The 20,716-nt window shown below is 63.5% G+C and carries 22 protein-coding genes; 9 read left to right on the forward strand and 13 right to left on the reverse strand.

Going from position 1 to position 20,716, the window contains the following annotated elements; all coding sequences use genetic code 11:
• Positions 1 to 62: 62 nt before the first annotated feature.
• From FJ973_RS25920 to FJ973_RS25935, 4 genes are read right to left on the reverse strand one after another with little or no spacing between them, the layout of a single operon-like run.
• Positions 63 to 536, reverse strand: a complete 474-nt coding sequence (locus FJ973_RS25920; protein WP_140558327.1) for a hypothetical protein — start codon at positions 534 to 536, stop codon at positions 63 to 65.
• 51 nt (positions 537 to 587) lie between these two features.
• Positions 588 to 1,022 carry a cupin domain-containing protein gene (locus FJ973_RS25925; protein ID WP_140522601.1) on the reverse strand — a complete coding sequence of 145 codons (435 nt, stop codon included), beginning with the start codon at positions 1,020 to 1,022 and terminating at the stop codon, positions 588 to 590.
• Positions 1,023 to 1,024: 2 nt separating this feature from the next.
• Entirely contained in the window at positions 1,025 to 1,894 is an 870-nt protein-coding gene (locus tag FJ973_RS25930; protein ID WP_140500416.1) for a phosphoenolpyruvate hydrolase family protein, read from the reverse strand.
• 10 nt (positions 1,895 to 1,904) lie between these two features.
• Positions 1,905 to 3,101, reverse strand: a complete 1,197-nt coding sequence (locus FJ973_RS25935; protein ID WP_140558328.1) for a Tm-1-like ATP-binding domain-containing protein — start codon at positions 3,099 to 3,101, stop codon at positions 1,905 to 1,907.
• Positions 3,102 to 3,222: 121 nt separating this feature from the next.
• Here FJ973_RS25935 and FJ973_RS25940 point away from each other — a divergent pair, with 121 nt between their 5' ends.
• The 7 genes from FJ973_RS25940 (at position 3,223) to FJ973_RS25970 (ending at position 9,931) form a co-directional block, all read left to right on the forward strand.
• Positions 3,223 to 3,906: a TetR/AcrR family transcriptional regulator gene (locus FJ973_RS25940; RefSeq protein ID WP_140558330.1), complete on the forward strand. Its 684-nt coding sequence runs from the start codon at positions 3,223 to 3,225 to the stop codon at positions 3,904 to 3,906.
• 357 nt (positions 3,907 to 4,263) lie between these two features.
• Entirely contained in the window at positions 4,264 to 5,580 is a 1,317-nt protein-coding gene (locus FJ973_RS25945) for an ABC transporter substrate-binding protein (protein ID WP_140500410.1), read from the forward strand.
• A 69-nt stretch (positions 5,581 to 5,649) separates the two neighbouring features.
• Positions 5,650 to 6,555: a sugar ABC transporter permease gene (locus FJ973_RS25950; RefSeq protein ID WP_140500408.1), complete on the forward strand. Its 906-nt coding sequence runs from the start codon at positions 5,650 to 5,652 to the stop codon at positions 6,553 to 6,555.
• 1 nt (position 6,556) lies between these two features.
• Positions 6,557 to 7,516 carry a carbohydrate ABC transporter permease gene (locus FJ973_RS25955; protein ID WP_140500406.1) on the forward strand — a complete coding sequence of 320 codons (960 nt, stop codon included), beginning with the start codon at positions 6,557 to 6,559 and terminating at the stop codon, positions 7,514 to 7,516.
• The gene (locus FJ973_RS25960; protein WP_140500404.1) at positions 7,513 to 7,746 is read left to right on the forward strand and encodes a hypothetical protein; all 234 of its coding nucleotides are present in this window, start codon (positions 7,513 to 7,515) and stop codon (positions 7,744 to 7,746) included. The genes FJ973_RS25955 and FJ973_RS25960 overlap by 4 nt, the downstream gene beginning before the upstream one ends.
• On the forward strand, positions 7,743 to 8,846 hold the full coding sequence (locus FJ973_RS25965; RefSeq protein ID WP_140558332.1) for an ABC transporter ATP-binding protein: 1,104 nt from the start codon (positions 7,743 to 7,745) through the stop codon (positions 8,844 to 8,846). The genes FJ973_RS25960 and FJ973_RS25965 overlap by 4 nt, the downstream gene beginning before the upstream one ends.
• Entirely contained in the window at positions 8,846 to 9,931 is a 1,086-nt protein-coding gene (locus FJ973_RS25970) for an ABC transporter ATP-binding protein (RefSeq protein WP_140513807.1), read from the forward strand. Before FJ973_RS25965 ends, FJ973_RS25970 begins: the two co-directional genes overlap by 1 nt.
• 328 nt (positions 9,932 to 10,259) lie before the next feature.
• On the opposite strand, the gene FJ973_RS25975 is transcribed toward FJ973_RS25970, so the two are convergent.
• From FJ973_RS25975 to FJ973_RS25985, 3 genes are all read right to left on the reverse strand, one after another.
• On the reverse strand, positions 10,260 to 10,691 hold the full coding sequence (locus tag FJ973_RS25975; RefSeq protein WP_140558334.1) for a DUF4437 domain-containing protein: 432 nt from the start codon (positions 10,689 to 10,691) through the stop codon (positions 10,260 to 10,262).
• Between the two features lie 146 nt (positions 10,692 to 10,837).
• Positions 10,838 to 11,809, reverse strand: coding sequence for an AraC family transcriptional regulator (locus tag FJ973_RS25980; protein ID WP_140558336.1), 972 nt, complete (start codon positions 11,807 to 11,809; stop codon positions 10,838 to 10,840).
• 106 nt (positions 11,810 to 11,915) lie between these two features.
• Positions 11,916 to 12,902, reverse strand: a complete 987-nt coding sequence (locus FJ973_RS25985; protein ID WP_140558337.1) for an AraC family transcriptional regulator — start codon at positions 12,900 to 12,902, stop codon at positions 11,916 to 11,918.
• Between the two features lie 91 nt (positions 12,903 to 12,993).
• Here FJ973_RS25985 and FJ973_RS25990 point away from each other — a divergent pair, with 91 nt between their 5' ends.
• Positions 12,994 to 14,208: an MFS transporter gene (locus FJ973_RS25990; protein ID WP_140558339.1), complete on the forward strand. Its 1,215-nt coding sequence runs from the start codon at positions 12,994 to 12,996 to the stop codon at positions 14,206 to 14,208.
• 120 nt (positions 14,209 to 14,328) lie between these two features.
• Here FJ973_RS25990 and FJ973_RS25995 read toward each other — a convergent pair whose 3' ends face one another.
• Entirely contained in the window at positions 14,329 to 14,676 is a 348-nt protein-coding gene (locus FJ973_RS25995; protein ID WP_140547393.1) for a GFA family protein, read from the reverse strand.
• Positions 14,677 to 14,796: 120 nt separating this feature from the next.
• On the opposite strand from FJ973_RS25995, the gene FJ973_RS26000 reads away from it, so the two are divergent.
• Positions 14,797 to 16,092 (forward strand): amidase, encoded by a 1,296-nt coding sequence (locus FJ973_RS26000; protein WP_140558341.1) that lies wholly within the window; start codon positions 14,797 to 14,799, stop codon positions 16,090 to 16,092.
• Between the two features lie 18 nt (positions 16,093 to 16,110).
• On the opposite strand, the gene FJ973_RS26005 is transcribed toward FJ973_RS26000, so the two are convergent.
• Genes FJ973_RS26005 through FJ973_RS26025 form a run of 5 tightly spaced genes read right to left on the reverse strand, consistent with a single transcriptional unit; the run spans position 16,111 to position 20,360 of the window.
• Positions 16,111 to 16,500, reverse strand: a complete 390-nt coding sequence (locus FJ973_RS26005) for a hypothetical protein (RefSeq protein WP_140558342.1) — start codon at positions 16,498 to 16,500, stop codon at positions 16,111 to 16,113.
• Between the two features lie 41 nt (positions 16,501 to 16,541).
• The gene (locus FJ973_RS26010) at positions 16,542 to 17,522 is read right to left on the reverse strand and encodes a hydroxyacid dehydrogenase (RefSeq protein ID WP_140558344.1); all 981 of its coding nucleotides are present in this window, start codon (positions 17,520 to 17,522) and stop codon (positions 16,542 to 16,544) included.
• Positions 17,523 to 17,527: 5 nt separating this feature from the next.
• Positions 17,528 to 18,244, reverse strand: coding sequence for a FadR/GntR family transcriptional regulator (locus tag FJ973_RS26015; RefSeq protein WP_140500383.1), 717 nt, complete (start codon positions 18,242 to 18,244; stop codon positions 17,528 to 17,530).
• Positions 18,245 to 18,246: 2 nt separating this feature from the next.
• Positions 18,247 to 19,416: a mandelate racemase/muconate lactonizing enzyme family protein gene (locus tag FJ973_RS26020; protein WP_140558345.1), complete on the reverse strand. Its 1,170-nt coding sequence runs from the start codon at positions 19,414 to 19,416 to the stop codon at positions 18,247 to 18,249.
• Between the two features lie 56 nt (positions 19,417 to 19,472).
• On the reverse strand, positions 19,473 to 20,360 hold the full coding sequence (locus tag FJ973_RS26025; RefSeq protein ID WP_140513800.1) for a sugar phosphate isomerase/epimerase: 888 nt from the start codon (positions 20,358 to 20,360) through the stop codon (positions 19,473 to 19,475).
• Between the last annotated feature and the right edge of the window lie 356 nt (positions 20,361 to 20,716).

Consider the following 20,716-nt stretch of genomic DNA (forward strand, 5'->3'; position numbering starts at 1 on the left):
TCGAAACGAATTCATGCGCGGGTCGTTGCCGCTAAACAGAAGTCACTTTTGCGCGACATGCATTAAACCATTCCTGTGCAGACGACTTCCAATCTTCCGTCGATCGTCTGGGTGCAGCATATGGTAAGCCCCTCGGATGCGGAGATCACAGCGCAATCGGAGGCAAACGTTGACGCCCAGGGACTGCCGGACTTGGTGTTGCGATGGAACCAGGAAAGTTGGTTCTGAAGCCCGGCCATGATCATAAGCAGAGCATTGATGTCACGTTGATCCGGCGAGGGCGGTGTAAAAGCGATCTTGACCAGCGGATGCTTGTGATCTTTGCAGTTGACCGTCCGTACCTGCTCGACCGTCTGGATCAAGCTCAGCGGCACGGGTATCCAGGATTCGCAGGACAAATCGGTCGAAAAGAGAAGCGTTGACGGGTCGGCGTCGTTGGCCTTGACAATACCGCCAACCGTCATGGCCGGGTTGCCGTCCAGCAGGCTGCCCGTTGCGAGCTTTTCCACGAATTCCTGGGGACTGAAACGCGTCATCGCTTCTCTCTCAAGGAGGCATGCTGGACGATAGCATATCGGAAGGGCGCCTCAAAGTCGCGAGGGAGGGGAGTTCCCGGCCGGCAGCAACCTGAAATCCGGCAGTTCGCGCAATCCCAGTTCCGGCCCTGCCGGCGAATAGACGACGAACAGCTGCATCGGCCCGTCGCCGGTGTTGAGCGTCGAGTGGAAGCGGCTCTCCGGCACGTAAATGGTGCAGCCGGGGCCGACCTTCTCGACCACCGGATTGCCTTGCTCGTCCTCGACCATCTGCTCGCCATGGCCCGAAATGACAAAGATGATTTCTTCCGCGCCCGGATGGTTATGACGGGTATGGCCCTTGCCGGAAGGCAGGTCGACGACGCCGCCGGAAAAGCGGGTCGCGCCGTTCACTTCCGGAGCGACCGTCAGCGACAATTTTCCCCAGTCGAATCCGAAGGCGCTGACATCCTTCGGGTAGACGAACACCTTGCTCTTGTCGGTCATTCTCATGATCCCTTCTTTTTCTTCGTGGTCGTCTTCAGGCCGCCAAGCGTAACGGCCTTGAAATCGGCGGTCTGCCGGGCGATCGCCGCTTCCGCCGGCAGCCGCTCCATCGAGCTCGCGCCATAAAAGCCGTGCAGGCCCTTGCAGCGTTCGAGGATGTAGCGGGCGTCGTCCGGCATCGAGATCGGTCCGCCATGGCAAAGCAGGATGACATCCTTGCGCACCGAACGGGCCGCTTCGGCGATCGCGTCGATGGCGACCACGCAATCGTCGAGCGACTTGGCAGAGGTGGCGCCGATCGAGCCCCCCGTCGTCACGCCCATATGAGCCACGACGATATCGGCGCCGGCCCTGGTCATGGCGCGCGCCTCGTCCGGGTTGAAGACATAGGGCGTGGTCAGAAGGTCGAGCTTGCGGGCTTCGGCGATCATGTCGACCTCGAGCCCAAAACCCATGCCGGTCTCCTCGAAGCTCTGTCGCATGCTGCCGTCGAACAGGCCGATGGTGGGGAAATTCTGCACCCCGGAAAAACCCATCGTCTTCAGTTCGGAGAGCAGCAGCGGCATGATGACGAACGGATCGGTGCCGTTGACACCAGCCAGCACCGGCGTCTTCCTGACCACCGGCAGCACCTCGTAGGCCATCTCCTTGACGATCTCATTGGCATTGCCATAGGCAAGCAGGCCGGCGGCCGAGCCGCGACCGGCCATGCGGTAGCGGCCGGAATTGTAGATGATGATGAGGTCGATGCCGCCGGCCTCTTCGGCCTTGGCCGACAGGCCGGTGCCAGCGCCGCCGCCGACGATCGGCACGCCCTTGTCGATCATCCCCCTGAATTTCTTCAGTATGTCCTTGCGCGGTATTGCCGGCATGTCTTGGATCTCACTGTCTGGCGATTTCGAGGAAAGCCGCGACCGCGGCCTTGGCGAATCGGGGATCATTGATGTGCAGCGGCAGGCGTGTCAGCCGGCGCGTCGCGTTCGGCTTAATCCTGCGCTCAATGGCTTCGAACAGGGCGGCATCGGCTTGCGGGTCGAAGAAGGCGCCGCCTTCGATGTCGAGCGCCGAGACGCCTTTCTCCGGGACAAGGAAATGCACGGGCCCCTTGCAGTGGGCGAGCCTTGTGCCGATCCACTCGCCGATCTTGCGGCATTCCTGCGCCGTCGTGCGCATCAGCGTGACGTTCGGGTTGTGCTCGTAGAACAGCCGCCCGCGATAATGGTCCGGAATGGTCGCAGGCGCCCAGAAATTGACCATGTCGAGCGCGCCGACCGAGCCGACATAAGGCAGGCCGGTGCGGGCAACGGCACCGAAACGATCCTCCGTCGCCGGCAGCACGCCGCCGAACAGGAGATCGCAGACCTCAGTGGTGGTGATGTCGATGGCGCCGGACAGCAGGCCGCTGTCGGCCAGTTTCTCCATGCTGCGGCCGCCGGTGCCGGTCGCGTGAAAGACCATGCAGTCATAGGTCGAACGGAGCTGATCCGCGATTGCCGTCACGCACGGCGTGGTGACGCCGAACATGGTGAGGCCGATCGACGGCTTCCCCTCGGGCGGCGGCGGCGGTCTGGCGGCCATGCCCGATATCGCCTGGGCCGCATTGTGCAGAACGACACGCGAGAGCTGGTTCAGCCCGGCCATGTCGGTCACCGACGGCATCATGACGATGTCCGAGATGTCGACATAGGGCGCGGTGTCGCCGGAAGCGAGCGTCGAGACCATGATCTTGGGCAGGCCGAGCGGCAGCGCGCGCATGCCTGCGCTAATGATCGACGTGCCGCCGCCGCCGCCGATGCCGATCATGGCGGCAATGTCGTTTCGCGATTGGACAAAGCGAGCGAAGGCAATGCCCATCGCGGCGACCGCGGTGCCGCGGTCATCGCCGGCGAGCACCGCGTCTCGCCCGCCGGGATGGTGGCCTGCCACATCCTCAGCGGCAATGTCGACCGGCACGCTCGCGCCGCGCGTTCCGACGTCGACCCGGCAGACAGCGGCACCCGTGGCGGCGATCGCGTCGGCCAGGAAGGCGAGTTCCTCACCCTTGGTGTCCGCGGTGCCCACCACATAAATGCGCTTCATCGATGCCTCCCTCTGCCGGTCCAAGTCACCCAGAGGCTCAGTGCTCTACAGAGCGTCAACCTAGCCATTCCGAAAACGAGGAGGTCATTGCAATTTTTTGAGACGCGCGTATCATATTGGTATGGATGTCTCACGTCAACACGCCGCAGCAAGCGACGACACCGCCGGGGGACCAGAGCGTGGACCGCGCGCGCGCACGAAACGGCTGATGCTGGAGACGGCGACGAAGCTGATGCAGGCAGGCGCGACACCTTCGGTCAGCGAGGTTGCCGAGGCGGCGCAGGTGTCCCGCGCCACCGCCTACCGGTATTTTCCGAGCCAGGCGGCACTGGTGCAGGCAGTGGTTAACGAGGGGCTCGGGCCGATCCTCACCTGGAAATCCACCTCTGCCGATGCCGAGCGCCGCGTCGCCGAGCTCTTCGATACGGCCATGCCGCGCATCGAGGCTTTCGAGGCCACATTCAAGGCGGCGTTGAAACTGTCGCTCGATCAGTGGGCGCGGCGCCAGGCCGGCACTTTGGGCAGCGAACCGACCTTCAAGCGCGGCCACCGCGTCGAGTTGCTTCAGGACGCGCTCGCTCCGCTCAAGGGCCGGCTGCCGCCGCGCGACCTTCAGCGGCTGGCGCAGGCGCTGTCGCTGATCTTCGGCGTCGAGGTGCTTATCGTGCTGAAGGACATCTGGGGACTGGACGGTCGCCGGACGATGTCCGTTGCCCAGTGGGCGGCGGTCGCCCTGGTGCGCGCGGCGATCGCGGAATCAGTGTCCGAAGCACAGGCAAGCCAACCAACAAGGGTCACGAAATAGCAGGTATCTGGTTCTACCAGATTTGCATACTGGTTGCCGATATTAACCGCAATGCTGAAGCATGAACAAGGCCGATGTCTATCAATGAGTAGGAAAATTTAGGAAAAACAGGCAGATAAGGCTGGAATTCGAGACTTCGAGCTGTCACCATTGCTCAAGAAAGGGCTTGACGGAGCTTCAAAATTGGTAATACCAGATCAAAGGAGAAAAGCGGATCGAAAGTGAGGGCTGCGATCCATTTCCGGACGGGCGAGGAGGCTCCAAACCGGAAGGCGCGACCAAGGGAGGAACTACCAGGGCCGGCCCAGTTTGCCGGTTCGCTTGATACGGTAGAATGCGCACAAGGGAGGAAACATCATGCGCAAGATAGTGACCAGCTTGCTTGCTGGTATCGGCTTGACACTTGCCTGCGGAACATCCGTCTACGCCCAGGACAAATCGCTCACCATCTTCTGGGCGGAATGGGATCCTGCCAACTACCTCCAGGAACTCGGCAACGAGTACGAGAAGGAAACCGGCGTCAAGATCACGGTGGAGACCACGCCCTGGGCCGACTTCCAGACCAAGGCCTTCACCGAGTTCAACGCTCATGGCGATGCCTACGACCTGGTCGTCGGCGACTCGCAGTGGCTCGGCGCCGGCTCGACCGGTGGCCACTATGTCGACCTCACCGACTTCTTCAACAAGCACAAGCTCGGCGAGGTGATGGCGCCGGCGACGGTGAAGTACTACGCCGAATATCCTGGCAACAGCGGCAAGTACTGGGCCATCCCGCTCGAAGGCGACGCCGTCGGCTGGTCCTATCGCAAGGACTGGTTCGAGGATCCCAAGGAGAAGGAAGCCTTCAAGGCCAAATACGGCTACGACCTCGACGTGCCGAAGGATTTCAAGGCGCTGCGCGACATCGCCGAATTCTTCCACCGGCCGGACCAGAAGAGATACGGCATCGCCATCTACACCGACAATTCCTATGACGCGATGGCGATGGGCTTCGAGAACGCGCTGTTCTCCTATGGCGGCGAACTGGGTGACTATTCGACCTACAAGGTCGACGGTTTCATCAACTCCGACAAGGCTGTCGCCGCGCTCGACGCCTATAAGGAGCTTTACAAGTTCACGCCTCCGGGCTGGGCCAAGTCGTTCTTCGTCGAGGACAACCAGGCGATCACCGAAAACCTGGCCGCGATGAGCATGAACTACTTCGCGTTCTTCCCCTCGCTGATCAACGAGGCGTCGAACCCGAACGCCAAGAACACCGGCTTCTTCGCCAATCCTCCCGGGCCGAACGGCGACCAGTTCGCCGCACTCGGTGGCCAGGGCATCTCCGTCGTCTCCTACTCGCAGAAGCAGGACGAGGCGATGAAGTTCCTCGAATGGTTCATCAAGGACGAGACCCAGAAGAAGTGGGCGGCACTCGGCGGCTACACCTGCAGCGCAGCCGTGCTCAAGTCCGAAGAGTTCCAGAATGCGACGCCCTACAACAAGGCCTTCTACGAGACCATGTTCAAGGTGAAGGATTTCTGGGCGGTGCCGGAATATGCCGAACTGCTCCAGCAGCTCAACCAGCGCGTCTATCCCTACATGATCGGCGGCGAAGGCACCGCCAAGGAAACGCTCGACGCACTGGCCGCCGACTGGAACGCGACCTTCAAGAAATACGGCCGCGGCCAATAATCGTTCATGTCCCACGGAGGGGGCGCTCATGCCTCCTCCGTTTCTTTTTCTTCAAGCGGGAGCAGGGTCTTGGCGACCACGATGATCACCACGCTGGACAGATCTTCACGCGCGGCCGCGCGTGGCCTTAGCGATATTTCGATCCGCAATCTTTTCATCATCCCGACGATCCTGTTCCTGATCGTCTTCAACATCTTTCCGCTGATCTATTCGCTCGGCTATTCCTTCACCGATTTCCGCGCCTCGACCAACGCGCCGGCGAATTTCGTCGGGTTGCAGAACTACCGCGACCTGCTCAGCGACCCCTATGTCTGGTCCAACTTCGCCATCACCGCCAAATACGTGATCATCTCGGTCGCCGGACAGTTGCTGGTCGGCTTCGGCGTGGCGATGCTGCTCAACCGCGACATCCCGCTGAAGGGGCTGCTGACGACCCTGCTGCTGCTGCCGATGATGCTGTCGATGGCCGTCGTCGGCCTGTTCTGGAAACTGCTCTACGATCCGTCATGGGGCGTCATCAACTATGCGCTCGGGCTTGGCAATTTCGAGTGGCTGGCCGACCCCAAGATGGCACTCTACGCGGTGGCGCTGACCGACATCTGGATGTGGTCGCCCTTCGTCATGCTGCTGTCGCTGGCCGGCCTCTCGGCGGTGCCGAAGCACCTCTACGAAGCCGCCGCTATCGACCGCGCCGGTCCGTTCTACACCTTCTTCCGCATCACCTTGCCGCTGGTCGCGCCGATCCTCATGATCGCCGTCATCTTCCGCACCATGGAAGCGTTCAAGACCTTCGATCTGGCCTACATCCTGACCACCCAGCCGACGGCTGAACTGATCTCGATCCGGCTCTACAAGATGGCGTTCCAGGAATGGCAGACCGGGCGCTCCTGCGCGCTCGCCTACATCGTGCTGATCATGGTGCTGGCCATCACCAACATCTACGTCAAATATCTCAACAAAGTGAAGGAGCGCTGAGATGGCCGCCGTCCGCACTTCTTCCGAGATCGCCCTCAACCGCGTCGCAATCGTCGCCGTGCTGGTGGCGACAGTGATCTTCCTGGCGCCGATTTACTGGATCGCCTCGACGGCGTTCAAGCCGCGCAATCTTGCCACCACCATCCCGCCGACGGTCGTGTTCCAGCCGGAGATATCGCCCTTCGTGAAGCTGTTCACCAAGCGCTCGCAATTGCGCAGCCCGCCTTCGCCGGAAGAATATGCGGCGGCGCCCTGGTGGGAACGCGTCGTCTTCGACGGCGGCGAAAAGATCGTGCGCGACGGCAAGGGCCAGGTGCAATGGTCGGGCTATCCGAACCGTTTCATGAATTCGCTGATCGTCGCGATCACCTCGACGGTGCTGGCGGTCGGCATGGGTACGTTCACCGCCTATGGCTTCTCGCGCTTCAGGGTCAAAGGCGAGGCGGACCTTTTGTTCTTCATTCTGTCGACCCGCATGCTGCCGCCCGTGGTGGTGGCGATCCCGATGTTCCTGATGTACCGGGCGGTCGGCCTCAACGATTCCCATATCGGGCTGATCATCCTCTACACCGCCTTCAACCTGTCCTTCTCGGTTTGGCTGATGAAGGGTTTCATGGACGAGATCCCGAAGGAGTACGAGGAAGCGGCGCTCGTCGACGGCTATACGCGCATGGAAGCCTTCTTCAAGATCGTGCTGCCCGAAGCCGCCACCGGCATCGCCGCCACGGCCGTGTTCTGCTTCATCACGGCATGGAACGAATATGCCTTCGCGCTGATCATGACCAATCGCCGCGCCCAGACGGCACCGCCGTTCATCCCGAGCCAGGTCGGCTCCGGGCTGCCGGACTGGACGGTGATCGCCGCCGGCACTTTCCTGTTCCTGCTTCCTGTCGCCATCTTCACCTTCCTGCTTCGTAATCACCTGTTGCGCGGCATGTCCTTCGGAGCGATCCGCAAATGAGCTTTCGCGCCATCAACCAGAAATATCTGGAACCAGGCAGCCAGGTGCTGATGGTGCTCGGCATCATTGCGCTATGCCAGCCCTGGAGCTTGCTGCTGCACAGCTATGGGCTGACCATCATCCTGATCGGCCTGATCGGCTTCAACATCACCTCCAAGATCGCACCGCAAGAGGAAGCCGGGACCGGCCAGTCAGGCGATCCGCAGCGAAATCCGGGAGCGCAGCATTGACCCAGATCGAGCTTCGCGGCGTCCAGAAGTTCTTCGGCGCCGTCCAGGTCATCAAGGACCTCAACCTCAGGATCGAAGACAACGAGTTCATCGTGCTGCTCGGCCAGTCGGGCTGTGGAAAGACGACGACGCTGCGCGCCATTGCCGGGCTGGAGACGATCGACGAGGGCGACATCCTCATCGACGGCAAGCCCATCCAGCATCTGAAGGCCGCCGATCGCGACATCGCCATGGTCTTCCAGTCGTTCTCGCTGTACCCGCATATGAGCGTCTACGAGAACATCGCCTTTCCCTTGCGCGCCACGCGAAAGAGCAAGAGCGAAATCGACCAGGAAGTTCGCTCGGTCGCCAAGACGCTGCAAATCACGGACCTGCTCGGCAAGAAACCGTCGGCGCTGTCGGGCGGCGACATGCAGCGCGTGGCGATCGGCCGGGCACTGGTGCGGCGGCCGAAGGCGATGCTGATGGACGAGCCGATCGGCGCGCTCGACGCCAAGCTGCGCGAGGAGATGCGGGCCGAGATCAAGCGGCTGCACATCAAGCAAGGCTCGACCACCATCTACGTCACCCATGACCAGATCGAGGCGATGAGCCTCGCCGATCGCATCGTCATCATGCATGAGGGGGTTCTCCAGCAGGTCGGCTCCCCCGACGAGGTCTATTCGCACCCGGCCAACCTGTTCGTCGCGCAATTCGTCGGCAGTCCGGTGATGAACGTGGCCGACGCGGCGGTGGCCGAAAAAGCCTCGTCGGCCTCGGTGACGGTGGGCGATGCGCCAACCGGTTTCGAATTCCCGCGCGCGCTCCTGTCGAAGCTCAACGGCCATGCGGGCGGCCGGCTGGCACTCGGCATCAGGCCGGAAGGCGTCCTCATCAGCCGTGAGGCGGCGGAGGGCTTCATGGCGGTCGAGACGCAGATCGTCGAGCCGCTCGGCTCGTTCGACATCGTCGACCTGAAAGTCGGCTCCAAGATGCTGCGCGCCCGCACCAAGAGCGGCTTCATTTCAGGTCCCGGCGAGAGGGTGTTCGCCAGGATCGATCCGACACAGGCGCATTTCTTCGACGCGGCGAGCGGCAAGTCGCTCGGAGTGAGACTCTGATGGCCCATATCCAGCTCAAGAACATCTCCAAGACGTTCGGCAATCACACGGCCCTGACCGGGCTCGACCTCGACATCGCCGATGGCGAGTTCTTCGTCCTGCTCGGCGAGACGGGCGCGGGCAAGACAACGACGCTGCGGCTGATCGCCGGACTGGAAAAACCGAGCGAGGGCCAGGTCTTCATCGACGGGATCGACGTTGCCGACTGGGGCGCCGCCGAGCGCGACGTGGCGCTGGTGCTGCAGCAATATTCGCTCTACCCGCGCTATACGGTGCGCGAAAACCTCGAATTCCCGCTGAAGCCGAAGATCCGGCGGCTGCCCGACGCCGAAATCAAGGACCGCGTCGACCGCGCGGCGCGGACGCTCAGGATCGAGCATCTGCTCGACCGCAAGACCGACCGGCTGTCGGGCGGCGAGATGCAGCGCGTCTCGATCGGCCGGGCCATCGTGCGCAAGCCGCGCGTGTTCCTGATGGACGAGCCGCTGTCGGCGCTCGACGCCAAGCTGCGCGAGGCGCTGCGCACGGAACTGAAGAACCTGCAGATGCAGCTCGGCGCCACCTTCCTGTTCGTCACCCACGACCAGATCGAGGCGATGTCCATGGGCGACAAGGTGGGCGTGCTCAACCATGGCCGCATCGTCCAGACCGGCACGCCGCATGAGATCTACAACAATCCGCGCGACACCTATGTGGCGAGCTTCGTGGGCTCGCCGCCGATGAACCTCATCGACGGCAGGGTGGTCAACGATCGTGCGGTCATGGCGCCGCTGAATTTCGAATTGCCGCTTTCAGGGGGAGCCAAGGCGAGTGCGGCGACCGACGGTCGCCCGCTCGTCTTCGGCATCCGCCCCGAGGACGTCTATCTCGAGAGCGGTGCGCCGGTCGAGGCGCGCGTCCACGACGTCGAAAACCATGGCGTGGAAAAGATCCTGACGCTGCGCGTGGGCGAGACCACGCTGCGCGCCACGGTGCCGGCGCGGACCGATGTCGCGATCGAGCAGCCGGTGCGCTTTGCCTGGAATCCGGACAAGGTGGTGCTGTTCGACAAGGGCAGCGGCGTGAGTTTGCGGCACGCCGGATGAGGCGAATATCGCGAATGCGATGTTCCGGACAGCGCCCTAAACAAAAAGCCCGACTTGCGGCAGGGCAAGGAATCCGGGTTAACGGGTCCCTCCGGAGCCTTCGTCGGTGCGCTGTTGATGAAGCATTGAACGGAAAAACCCGCCTGTGCGGCGGGTCCCTGGCGCAACTCAGCACCATAACCAAATATCTACCATAGTTGCCTTCACCCAGTCAAGAAAAAATTCCTATCATGGGAAACTGGCACAGCGGGACTGGCTGTGGTCAGGTCTTGTTAACCCGAGTTCTGAGCCCCCGCAGCAATGCCGGCCGGACAGCCGTCCCGCACCTCTACTTCGGCAGATAGGTCTCATAGGGCTCGGTGTTGATCAGCAGGATCACGCATTCCGTCTCCGAGAGGCAGGCGTCGGCATGCATCTCATTGGCCTTCTGGGTCCAGTAGGATCCGGGAGGCAGCTCGACCTTGCTCGCCTCGCCGCCGTCCATCTGCCAGTGCGCCCATAGGCCCTGGATCACCACGGCGCGATAATCGGCGGTGTGCGCATGAACAGGGGCGTGCCAGTTGCCCGGGACTTTCAGCAAGGTACCCGCGGGGCCCTTGGCCCTTTCTCCCCATAGCGGTCCGAGACGCTGCGGTTGGTCCGGCGCCTCAGAAACATAGGGAATCTTGCTGGCCGGCAGATAGCTGTCCTCAAGGGCGAAGGCACGGCCGGGGATAGTGAGCATTGCGGCCAGCGTCAGGATCTTTAAGTGATTTGGCATCGCTTCTCCTCTTCGGGCCGACTTGCCGCCAGCGCTCGTCTGTTGGATGACAAGCTATTGCAAATGGCCAAGCCGGGAATGGCATTCTGTCCGGAACACTTGGCAATTCATCCAGGCCGGAAATCGCCACTGCAAACAGCGTTGATTTAGCCTTTTCCCGAGGCGCCGCCCGCGGCGCGCAAATGGCTGGGCGCGCTGCCGACGATGCGCTTGAAGGCCCGGCTGAACGACGCTTCCGAATCGTAGCCCAATCTGGCGGCGATCACCGACACCCGCATCCCTTCTTCCTCGAGCCACCGCCTTGCCTGATGCATGCGTACCCCGGCGACATATTTTGCCGGTGTCTCTCCGACGATGGCCGTGAAACGTTCGGCAAAAGCCGACCGTGAGGCGCCCATCTCGCGGGCCAGCGCTTCGACGGTCCAGTTCCTGTCAGGCTGCCGATGAATGGCGACCAGCACGCGGCCGATGTCCCGATCCTTGATCGCCGAGATCCAACCCGTGATGTCACCGGCGCTGTTCTCCACCCAGGAGCGGATGATGGCTGCGGCCAATACATCGGCCAGCCGCGCCAGCATCATGCCGGAGCCGGCCCGGTTCCTCGTCGCCTCGTCGGCCATGGCTTCCAGCAAATGCGGGATGCCTGGCTCGCCGGCCATCAGCTCCTTCGCGCGCAGCATATTCGGCATCATGGCCAGCAGTGGATGCGAGCCATCGTGGTTGAAGTGCATGCTGCCGCAGAACAGCAGCGTTTTTGCACCATGGCCGCCGTTCGAGACGGCGTAGACATTGTCCTGCAGGGGCTCGACGCTGTAGCTTTCGAGCGGTTCGGCTTGTACACCGGGTGCGCTGGCAAGGATATGCTCGGCGCCGCGCGGCAACAGCAATGCATCGCCGGCTTTCAGTTCCATCCATTCGCCTAGTGGCGAAAGCAGCCAGCATCCGGCACGGCCGATGAAGTGAAACCGCGCCGCCTTCTGCACCGGAAAGAGCACGGCCCAAGGCGCGCCCAGTTCGCAGCGGCCATAGTCGACGCCCTCGAGGCGCAGCGCGCGCAACATCTCGGTCAACGCACCCCCCGGGGCCGGCACAGTGTCGTTGGGCGAGGTCAAGTCCATGCCGATTCCTACAGCAGTTCAGCGTCCCACGGAAACGCTGAACTGCTGTACCTCTTCGGGCAATTCCGGACGGAATTGCTCCAGCCTGGAGTCACGGCCTGCCGCTTCAGCCGGCCTGGCGGATCTCAGCATGTTCCTCGGCACGCAGGTGGCTGGGAGCCGAGCCGATGACGCGCTTGAAGGCCCGGCTGAAGGCGGCGTCCGACTCATAACCCAGGCGTGTGGCGACGACGGAAATCTTCTGGCGATCGCGCACCAGCCATTGTCGGGCCTGGTGCATGCGCACCTGGGTGACGTACCTGGCCGGCGTCTCGCCGACAATGGTGGCAAAACGCTCGGCAAAGCCCGATCGCGAGGCGCCCATCATCCTGGCGAGCGCCTCGACGGTCCAGTCGCGGTCCGGTTCGAGATGGATGGCGGCCAGAACGCGCCCGATGTCGGGATCCCTGACCGCCGCGATCCAACCGCTTGAATCGCCGCAGCCGCGCTCGACCCATGAGCGGATCACGGTGGCGGCAAGGACGTCGGCGAGCCGCGCCAGAATGCCGCCGGAGCCGACGCGCTCCATCGTCACTTCACGCGCCATCGAGTCCAGGAGATGCGGAATACCCGGCTCATAAGCTTCGAGTTCATGCGCGCGCATGACATCAGGCATCATGCCGAGCAGGGGATGCAGGCCATCGATGTTGAAGTACATGCTGCCGAAAAACAGCAGCGTGCCCGGACAGCGACCATCGGGGCACATGGCTTCATTGGACATGCAATAGACGTTCTTGCAGACTTCTTCGGCCGCGTAGCCCTGGATCGGCCAAGCCTTGGTGCCCGGTTCGCTTGCCAGCACATGCGCTGCGCCACGCGGCAGCAGTGCCGCGTCGCCCGCCTTGAGCTCGACCCACTCGCCCGAGGGCTGCATCAGCCAGCAGCCCTTGCGGCCGATGAAGTGGAATCGCGCCGCTGCCTGGGCCGGAAACTGGATGCCCCAAGGCTCCCGCATTTCGCAACGGGCGTAGTCGACGCCGTCGAGACGCAGCCCGCGCAATATGTCGGTCAGCGGATCGCCAGTGGTCCGAATTTTGGACGAACGGTCAAACATAATGGTGTTTCTAGCATGGAAACTCCAGGCCGTCACTCCCTATGTTGCAGTGCAGCCAAATGTTGCGCTGCAACTTCATCGGAGACTGACCATGGCCGAACCCGCGACGGGCGTCGTCGACGCCGCCCTATTGAACACTGTCGATCAGGGGGAACGAACCGAGCCGGCATGGGGCGCCGTCGTCTCGCTGGCGCTTGGTGTTTTCGGTCTCGTTACGGCGGAATTCCTGCCCGCCAGCCTGTTGACGCCGATGGCGAGCGATCTCGGCGTCAGCGAAGGCGTTGCGGGACAAGCGGTCACCGCGACCGCGATCGTCGGCGCCATTGCCGCCCCCACAATGGCGATCATGACACGGCGCATGGATCGCAGGCTGGTGATGTGGATGCTGACCGCGTTTCTGATCGCCTCGAACCTTTTGGCCGCCTTTGCCTCATCGCTGCCCATGCTTCTGCTTGCCCGCGTCGTGCTCGGCGTTGCGCTGGGCGGCTTCTGGGCGATGTCGGCGGCCATGGCGTTGCGGCTGGTGCCGATGCGGTTGATGCCACGCGCCATGTCGATCATCCTGACCGGCGTTTCGCTGGCCACCGTCACCGCCGCCCCTGTCGGCGCCTATGTCGGTGATATCTGGGGCTGGCGCACGGCTTTCATGATCGCCACGGTCGTCGCCGCGCTGGCGTTGTTGGTGCAGGTGGCCACCATTCCGAAACTGCCGCCGATGGGCGTGGCAAGTTTCCGCACTTTGCTCGAGGTGCTGGAGCGCCCGTCGATCAGGGTGGCGCTGCTGGTCGTGCTGCTGGTCGCTTCGGGGCACTTTGCCGGCTTCACCTATGTGCGCCCCTTCCTCGAGAAGATCCCGATGCTCGGCATCGAGACAATCTCGCTGGTGCTCCTGGCCTATGGCATAGGCGGCTTCTTCGGCAATATCGCCGGCGGCATCCTGGCCGAACGCAATCTCAAGGCCGCCGTCGCGCTGGCACCCCTGCTGATCGCAGTGGCCGCCGCCTCGATGCTGGTCTTCGGCGCCTCGCCGGCGATCGCCGCCGCCGCCGTGGCGGCCTGGGGCTTTGCCTTCGGCGCGGTGCCGGTCGGGCTGCAGACATGGCTGGTGCGGGCCGCGCCCGATCAAGCCGAGAGCGCCGGCGGCCTGATGGTCTCCACCTTCCAGGTGGCGATTGCGCTCGGCGCCGTCTTTGGCGGCCTGCTGGTCGATCATGCCGGCGTCGCCAGTGCCTTCGCCTATTGCGGCGTGGCGACTTTGCTGGCGGCAGTCGTGGTGTTTCTGCTCGCCCCAAAACGCGCCGAGTAGGCTCTCCCGACAACCATCCCTGACTTGCGCAACGGCCCGAGAACCATCATGGTTCTCGGGCCGTTGCCTTTGCGATGGCGGCGTCGCTGACAGGCAGACGCGGCAGGCTGCCGGCGAAATTCAGGCTGAACGCCCATCGAAGTCGAAGATCGACAAGGCGGACGGATCGACATCGGCGACACAGTTGACGTTAATGTAGGCGCTGCGTTCACTCCCCTCGCGCACATCCTCGGCGAAAGGATGGATGCCGCAGGTGCGACAGAAGCGGTGCGCGATGGCGCAGTTGCCGAATGTGTAGGTGCCGATCTCGTCGCTCCAGGCCAGCACCCGCAGCGCCTGATGCGGAACGGCGCACAGCAAGGCGCCCTTGCGCGAGCAGATCGAGCAATTGCACCGCACGGCTTCGGTCAGTTCCGCCTCGAACTCGAAGGCGACCTTGCCGCAATGACAGCTGCCTTTGTAGAGCATCGTTCTCTTCCTTGCGTCCGCCAGGGGTGCAAAACCGCCCGCGCCGGGTTAAGTCTCGGCACGCCACGCGCTGGCTGCTAAGCTTAAGACGTCCCAGAGGTCCGGAGTCCGACACCGAAGATGCAATCCGTCCGCGATCACCTGGAAACTATCCTTGCGCGTCTCGCCGCCCGTGCCGGTGAAGAACGTGTGTTCACGAAACTCTATACCGAAGCCGCACGAGCCGCAGCCGATGCCGCCGACGCGCGGCGGAGGGCCGGCGTGAGGCTCGGACCGCTCGACGGAACGATCATTTCGATCAAGGACCTGTTCGATGTCTGCGGCGAGGCGACCACGGCCGGATCACTGCTGCTCAAGGATGCTGCGCCGGCAATTGGCGACGCCATGATTGTGCGCCGGCTGCGGCAAGCCGGCGCGGTGATCATCGGCAAGACCAACATGACCGAGTTCGCCTTTACCGCCATCGGCGACAACCAGCACTATGGCACGCCTGGCAACGCGACCGATGCCGACCGCATTCCCGGCGGCTCTTCCTCCGGCGCCGGCGTTTCCGTCGGCGAGGGGACGAGCGAAATCTCCATCGGTTCCGACACTGGCGGATCGATCCGTATTCCGGCGGCACTTAACGGCGTCGTCGGCTTCAAGCCGACGGCGCGGCGGGTGCCGCTCACAGGCGCCTTTCCACTGTCGGCCACGCTGGACTCGGTCGGCCCGCTCGCCCGCACCGTGGCGCAATGCGCCGCGGCCGATGCGGTGATGGCGGGCGAGGACTTGGCGCTGCCGGCGCCACTCGCCCTTGCGGGGTTGCGCATCGGTCTCCCGCGCGGCGTGCTTTTCGGAGAGACTGAAGGCGCGGTGGCAGCAGCGTTCGAGCGCTGCCTCGGCAAGATCGAGCAGGCCGGCGCACGGGTCGCGGACCTGTCGATCGACGACCTGATCGCGGACCTTCGCGCGGTCACAAAACGTGGTTCGATCGCCGCGATGGAAGGGGCCGAAGTGCATGCAGACTGGCTGGCGGCGGGCTCTCCGGTGCCGGTTGACCCGCATGTGAGCGGACCCTTGTCGCGGGCGGCAATGCTGCCGACCCCGGTTTACATCAGGGCACTGCGTCGCCGTGCCGTGCTGGCCGCCGCCATGGATGAGCGGCTGACGTCGGTCGACGTGCTGGCCCTGCCAACCACGCCGGTGACGGCGCCGACCATCGTGTCCCTGGCGCAAGATGCCGGTCTGCGCGATCGCACGGAGGGCCTGCTGCTGCGCAACACGCAGGTGGCCAACCAGTTCGATCTCTGCGCGATCTCGCTGCCGATACCAGGCATGGCGCTGCCGGCCGGCTTGATGCTGGTGGCGCGCCACGGCCATGACCGCCGTCTGCTGAGCATCGCCGCTGAAGTGGAGAGATTGCTGGGCGGCTGATCGGGACTGAACCGAATGTCAGTGTGAAGAGCAGTGCTTGCGTTCGCTGTCCTTGGCGGCGCGCTCGACGGCCGTCGCGATCAGCCACGGCAGGCTGTATTGCTTGCCGGTGATGGTCTGGGTGCGTCGCTCGATCGATCCCCTGACGACAATCTTGCCGGCAGAGAGCGCATCCGACGCCTCGACCATCGCCTTGTCCTTCGTCGGCAATCCGCCGGTGTCGATCGACACGCCTTTGATGATCTTGCCGGTGGCGAGGTCGAGCACGCTGTTCGATGGGCAGGGAGCCTTGAAGCAGCGCAGCCCGTTGTCGCAATAGACATAGCTGCTTTCGGCCGCGGCGAGCGAGCGCAGCAGGCCCGCTGAAGTGGTGGCAAGGCAAAGGAATGCGAGGCGGAGAACGGACATGGCTCCAGCGTCGCGAAGAATTGGGGCGAAACGGCGATGGTCTAGCTGTCGGCGGGAAACCGTCGCCGATAGTGCCCGACCACTTCCGGGTTGCGCAGATTGACCGGCAATTTGCCTGCCAGCACCAGCAGGGCCTCGCCGGCCGCGCCAACGCCCATGCGCATCATCGATTCCTCGGTGATGCCGGCCATGTGCGGGGTGATGACGACATTGTCGAAGCTGAAATAGGGATGATCCGGTGGCAGCGGCTGCGTCGAGAACACGTCGAGCGCGGCACCGCCGATGCGGCGCTCCCGCAAGGCCTCGATCAGCGCGTCGTCATCGACGACGGGCCCGCGCGACACGTTGATCAGCAGCGCGTTGGGTTTCATGCGCGATATGCGTTCGCGGCTGATCAGGCCGCGCGTTTCCGGCGTCAGCGGACAGCACAGGACGATGATGTCGCTCTGCTCGACCAGCGCGTCGATCGACAGGAAGCCGACCTTGTCCGGCGCCGGCTGCATGCTGCGGGTCGTTGCGACCACTTTCAGGTCGAACCCATGCGCGGCGATATGGCCAACGGCCTGTCCGACGGCGCCGAGACCGACGATGCCGATCGTCTTGCCGGCGAGCTCGATGTTGGAATTCGCGTGCTCGCGACCGGCAAGCCAGCCCTTGGCGCGCAGGTCGCGGTCGACGACACGAAACTGCCGAAGCAGGGCGAGGGCTGCAAACATCACATGCTCGGCCACGGAGCGTGCGTTGACCGCCGGCACGTTGGCGACCAGCACACCTGCCACGGTCGCTGCTTCCATCGGGATCATGTCGAGCCCGGCGCCATGGCGGATCGCTGCCCGCAACCTAGTGGCACCCTCGAACAACAGTGGCGGCAGGGGCGCGCGCACAATGACGATGTCGGCATTCCTCGCCTCGGCGGCCAGCGTGCCCGGATCGATGGCCGAGGCGACGACAAGCTCACCCGCCCCCGCCAGCATGGCCGCGGCGCGCGGATGCAGTCTGTGCGTCGACAGGATGCGCGTCATCCCCGTCAGGCCTGTTCGAGCGTCGGGTTTTGCGACGCCGCCCCGAGGCCTTCGATCAGCCCCTTCCAGTAGCTTTCCGCGCCCTGCAGGTGGGCGCTCATCAGCGCCTGGGCGAGATTGCCGTCGCGCCGCAGCAGCGCCTCGTATATCTGGATGTGTTCGGCATGCGAGCGCACGCTGCGCTCCGGATCGTTGAAGTAGATCGGTAGGCGCTGCTCGCCCATCAAATAGTAAACGCTGCAGATGTTGTGGAAGACGCCATTCTTGGTGGCGCGCACGATCTCGAGATGGAATTCGCGGTCCTCCTTGGCGAGGCCTTCGCCTGCCGCGATGCGTTCTTCCGAGGCCTTCAGGATCTCGCGCAGCCGTTCGAAATTCTCCTCGGTGGCACGCGAGCATGCAAGTTCGGCCGCCTTGATCTCATGGATCTTGCGCAATTCGACCGTCTCGTAGATCTGCAAGGGATCGAGCGGCAGGCCGGCGCGCGCGAACAGCGCCAGCGCCTCGACGCTGGCCTGCTTGGTGTCGATATAGATGCCGGACTTGGCCCTGCGCTCGACGATGCGCATGGCCTCGAGAATGGCCAGCGCCTCGCGGATCTGGCCGCGGCTGACGCCGAAATGCTCCGCCAGTTCGCGTTCCGACGGGGTTCGGCCCGTCTCCTTGTCGGAATGGGAGAACAGATAGGCGGCAAGCTCCGCGAGAAGGTTGTTTTCTTTCATCGTCAATTGCGTTGCGCGTGCGCCTCCAGGAATCGCTCCGAAATGGTGAATCCCAATCCGGGTTTTTCGGGGATCGCTATCATACCGTCCCTGGCTTCGACAGTCTCTTCGACAAGGTCGTGGATCATCGGATTGGCACCGAGCGAATATTCGACGGTGAAGCTCGACGGCGAGGCGGCGCAGACATGCAGCCCGGCGAAGAAGCAGGGCGCGCCGGCCCATAGATGCGGCGCAAAGCGCAGGTTGAAGGCGCTGGCGATGGTTCCGATCTTCATGGCCTCGCTGATGCCGCCGCAGAAGGCGGGATCGGGCTGGAAGATGTCGGCGGCCTTGAGCACGGCGAGGTCGCGGAAGGCATAGCGGGTCGCATCGCTTTCGCCGGTGGCGATCGGTATGGCGCCGGAGGCACGGACTTCGGCAAGGCCGGACTTGTCGTCGGCGGTCACCGGCTCCTCGAACCAGGCAAGGTCGAGATCGCCGGCGAGATGGATGAAACGCTTGGCCTCCGCCACCGTATAGGTGCCATGGGCGTCGACCATCAACTCGACGTCGGGGCCGAGCGCCTCACGGGCGGCGCGAACGCGAGCGGCCGACACATGCGCGGCGCCATCCATGGCGCCGATGCGCATCTTCAGCGCCTTGAAGCCGCCCCTGGCGACATAGGATTTGAGCTGGTCGCCGATCGCGTCGGCGGACGCCCAGCCACCCGAGGCGTAGGCCGGCATGCGATCGAGCTTGCGCCCACCGATCAGCCGCCAGACCGGCTGCCCGAGCGATTTGCCCAGTATGTCCCAGAGCGCGATGTCGACGGCGCTGATGGCGGCCACGCTCATGCCGCGCCGCGCCAGCTGCGGCATGGCATGGCCGGCGCGCGCCGCGCTGTCGTGGCGCACGCCGTTGTAGAGCATTTCCCAGATGATGCCGATATCGGCCGGATCGCGGCCGACGAGCTGCGGCCCGACCTCGCGGTTCAGCATATGGACGAGCGCACCATAGCTGCCGGCGCTGCCGGCGGCGTTCTTGCCTTCGCCCCAGCCGACCAGCCCGTCATCGGTTTCGATGCGCAGGATGGCGGCGTCGAAGGTCGTCACCTGACCGAAATCGCTGCGGTGCTGCTTGGCCGCCTCGATCGGTATGCGAATCCACCAGGCCTGGACGCTTTTGATGCGCATGGTCTTCCCCGGCCCTGCCGCCGGATGGCGGGAGGGCTCATTCCCAATCGGATCGGCTACTTGATCAGCGGCAGCAGCGTTTCGGCAGTGATCCGCATCTGGTCGGTGTAGAACTTTTCCGTCAGCACGCTGGAGCCGTGATCCTGGATGAATTTGAGCTGCTCGGGCGAGATGTCGACCGGGTGGCGTTCGACCATGTCGGGGTAGGGCGCGGCCGGGGTGCGGTCGACAGGCGCGACGAACTCGTTGGTCAGCGCCCCGTCATAGCCGACCTCCCGCAAGGTCGCGACGATCTTCGGCCAGTCGATCTGGCCGAGGCCTGCGGCGAAGCGGTTGTTGTCGGCGACGTGGAAGTCGAACAGGCGCTTTCCGACCTTACGGATCGCGTCGTAAACGTTAAATTCCTCCATATGGATGTGGTAGGCGTCCAGGCAGACGCCACATTCCGGGCTGACCGCGTCGGCCAGCGCCAAGGCCTGGGCGCCGCGATTGAACAGATAGGTCTCGAAACGGTTGAGCGGCTCGACCGCGATCTTGACGCCGACCTTCTTGGCGTGGGTGAAGCACTCCCTGGTGGCATCGACCACCCACTTCCATTCCTCTTCCTCGGTGCCGTCCGGCACGACCTTGCCGACGGTCGCGGGAACCAGCGTGATGATCTCGCCGTCGAGTTCGCTGACCATGGTCAACACGTCCTTGACGTATTGCACGGAGCGCTCGCGCTGGCCCTGGTCCCGGGCGGCAAGGTTGCGTTCGCCCAGCATCAAGGTCACGGCGCCCCAGCAGCGTATGCCGTGCTCCTTCAGGAGCGCGCGCGTCTCCTTGGTCTTGTATTGGTCGGGCTCGCCGGAAATCTCGATCGACTCATAGCCGAATTTCTTGATGCGCTTGAGCGTCGTCTCCAACGGTTCCGCGCGCATCCAGTTGTGCGTCGAAAGATGCATGGTCTGTCCTTCCCGGATCGTCCCTAATGGTTCGCCTGCAACATGCCGTCACCGGATGTGACGGACGGTTCCTCCCCAGGGCGTTCCAGCATTTCTTCGCAAACTGGTTCGACCAATTGAGCCCAAGACGAGGTCTACAGCAATTTCCCACGCGCGGCAAGAACTGTGCGATGGCAACTTGATGTCTGGATTACTCCATTGATTATATTGGACTATGCTGCCCTCCCGTGGCACAGTGGAAGGCTCTGAATGTGAGTGGCAAGGCTTGACCAAATCGCCACGTTTGGTAATACCAGAATGACAATGCATGCAAGTGACCGTTGAGAACAGACCAAAGTGGCTGGCCCTGTCTTCAA

It is taken from the genome of Mesorhizobium sp. B2-1-3, assembly GCF_006442495.1.
GTDB lineage: Bacteria > Pseudomonadota > Alphaproteobacteria > Rhizobiales > Rhizobiaceae > Mesorhizobium.

Excerpts from the sequence above, each read along its gene's own strand:
- FJ973_RS26000 (WP_140558341.1), top strand. The coding sequence starts at position 14,797 with ATGCAATCCGTCCGCGATCACCTGGAAACTATCCTTGCGCGTCTCGCC.
- FJ973_RS25995 (WP_140547393.1), bottom strand. The coding sequence starts at position 14,676 with ATGCTCTACAAAGGCAGCTGTCATTGCGGCAAGGTCGCCTTCGAGTTC.
- FJ973_RS25970 (WP_140513807.1), top strand. The coding sequence starts at position 8,846 with ATGGCCCATATCCAGCTCAAGAACATCTCCAAGACGTTCGGCAATCAC.
- FJ973_RS25940 (WP_140558330.1), top strand. The coding sequence starts at position 3,223 with ATGGATGTCTCACGTCAACACGCCGCAGCAAGCGACGACACCGCCGGG.
- FJ973_RS25990 (WP_140558339.1), top strand. The coding sequence starts at position 12,994 with ATGGCCGAACCCGCGACGGGCGTCGTCGACGCCGCCCTATTGAACACT.
- FJ973_RS26025 (WP_140513800.1), bottom strand. The coding sequence starts at position 20,360 with ATGCATCTTTCGACGCACAACTGGATGCGCGCGGAACCGTTGGAGACG.
- FJ973_RS25935 (WP_140558328.1), bottom strand. The coding sequence starts at position 3,101 with ATGAAGCGCATTTATGTGGTGGGCACCGCGGACACCAAGGGTGAGGAA.
- FJ973_RS25960 (WP_140500404.1), top strand. The coding sequence starts at position 7,513 with ATGAGCTTTCGCGCCATCAACCAGAAATATCTGGAACCAGGCAGCCAG.
- FJ973_RS26020 (WP_140558345.1), bottom strand. The coding sequence starts at position 19,416 with ATGCGCATCAAAAGCGTCCAGGCCTGGTGGATTCGCATACCGATCGAG.
- FJ973_RS26015 (WP_140500383.1), bottom strand. The coding sequence starts at position 18,244 with ATGAAAGAAAACAACCTTCTCGCGGAGCTTGCCGCCTATCTGTTCTCC.
- FJ973_RS25945 (WP_140500410.1), top strand. The coding sequence starts at position 4,264 with ATGCGCAAGATAGTGACCAGCTTGCTTGCTGGTATCGGCTTGACACTT.
- FJ973_RS25985 (WP_140558337.1), bottom strand. The coding sequence starts at position 12,902 with ATGTTTGACCGTTCGTCCAAAATTCGGACCACTGGCGATCCGCTGACC.
- FJ973_RS26005 (WP_140558342.1), bottom strand. The coding sequence starts at position 16,500 with ATGTCCGTTCTCCGCCTCGCATTCCTTTGCCTTGCCACCACTTCAGCG.
- FJ973_RS25925 (WP_140522601.1), bottom strand. The coding sequence starts at position 1,022 with ATGACCGACAAGAGCAAGGTGTTCGTCTACCCGAAGGATGTCAGCGCC.
- FJ973_RS25955 (WP_140500406.1), top strand. The coding sequence starts at position 6,557 with ATGGCCGCCGTCCGCACTTCTTCCGAGATCGCCCTCAACCGCGTCGCA.
- FJ973_RS25980 (WP_140558336.1), bottom strand. The coding sequence starts at position 11,809 with ATGGACTTGACCTCGCCCAACGACACTGTGCCGGCCCCGGGGGGTGCG.
- FJ973_RS25920 (WP_140558327.1), bottom strand. The coding sequence starts at position 536 with ATGACGCGTTTCAGTCCCCAGGAATTCGTGGAAAAGCTCGCAACGGGC.
- FJ973_RS25930 (WP_140500416.1), bottom strand. The coding sequence starts at position 1,894 with ATGCCGGCAATACCGCGCAAGGACATACTGAAGAAATTCAGGGGGATG.
- FJ973_RS26010 (WP_140558344.1), bottom strand. The coding sequence starts at position 17,522 with ATGACGCGCATCCTGTCGACGCACAGACTGCATCCGCGCGCCGCGGCC.
- FJ973_RS25975 (WP_140558334.1), bottom strand. The coding sequence starts at position 10,691 with ATGCCAAATCACTTAAAGATCCTGACGCTGGCCGCAATGCTCACTATC.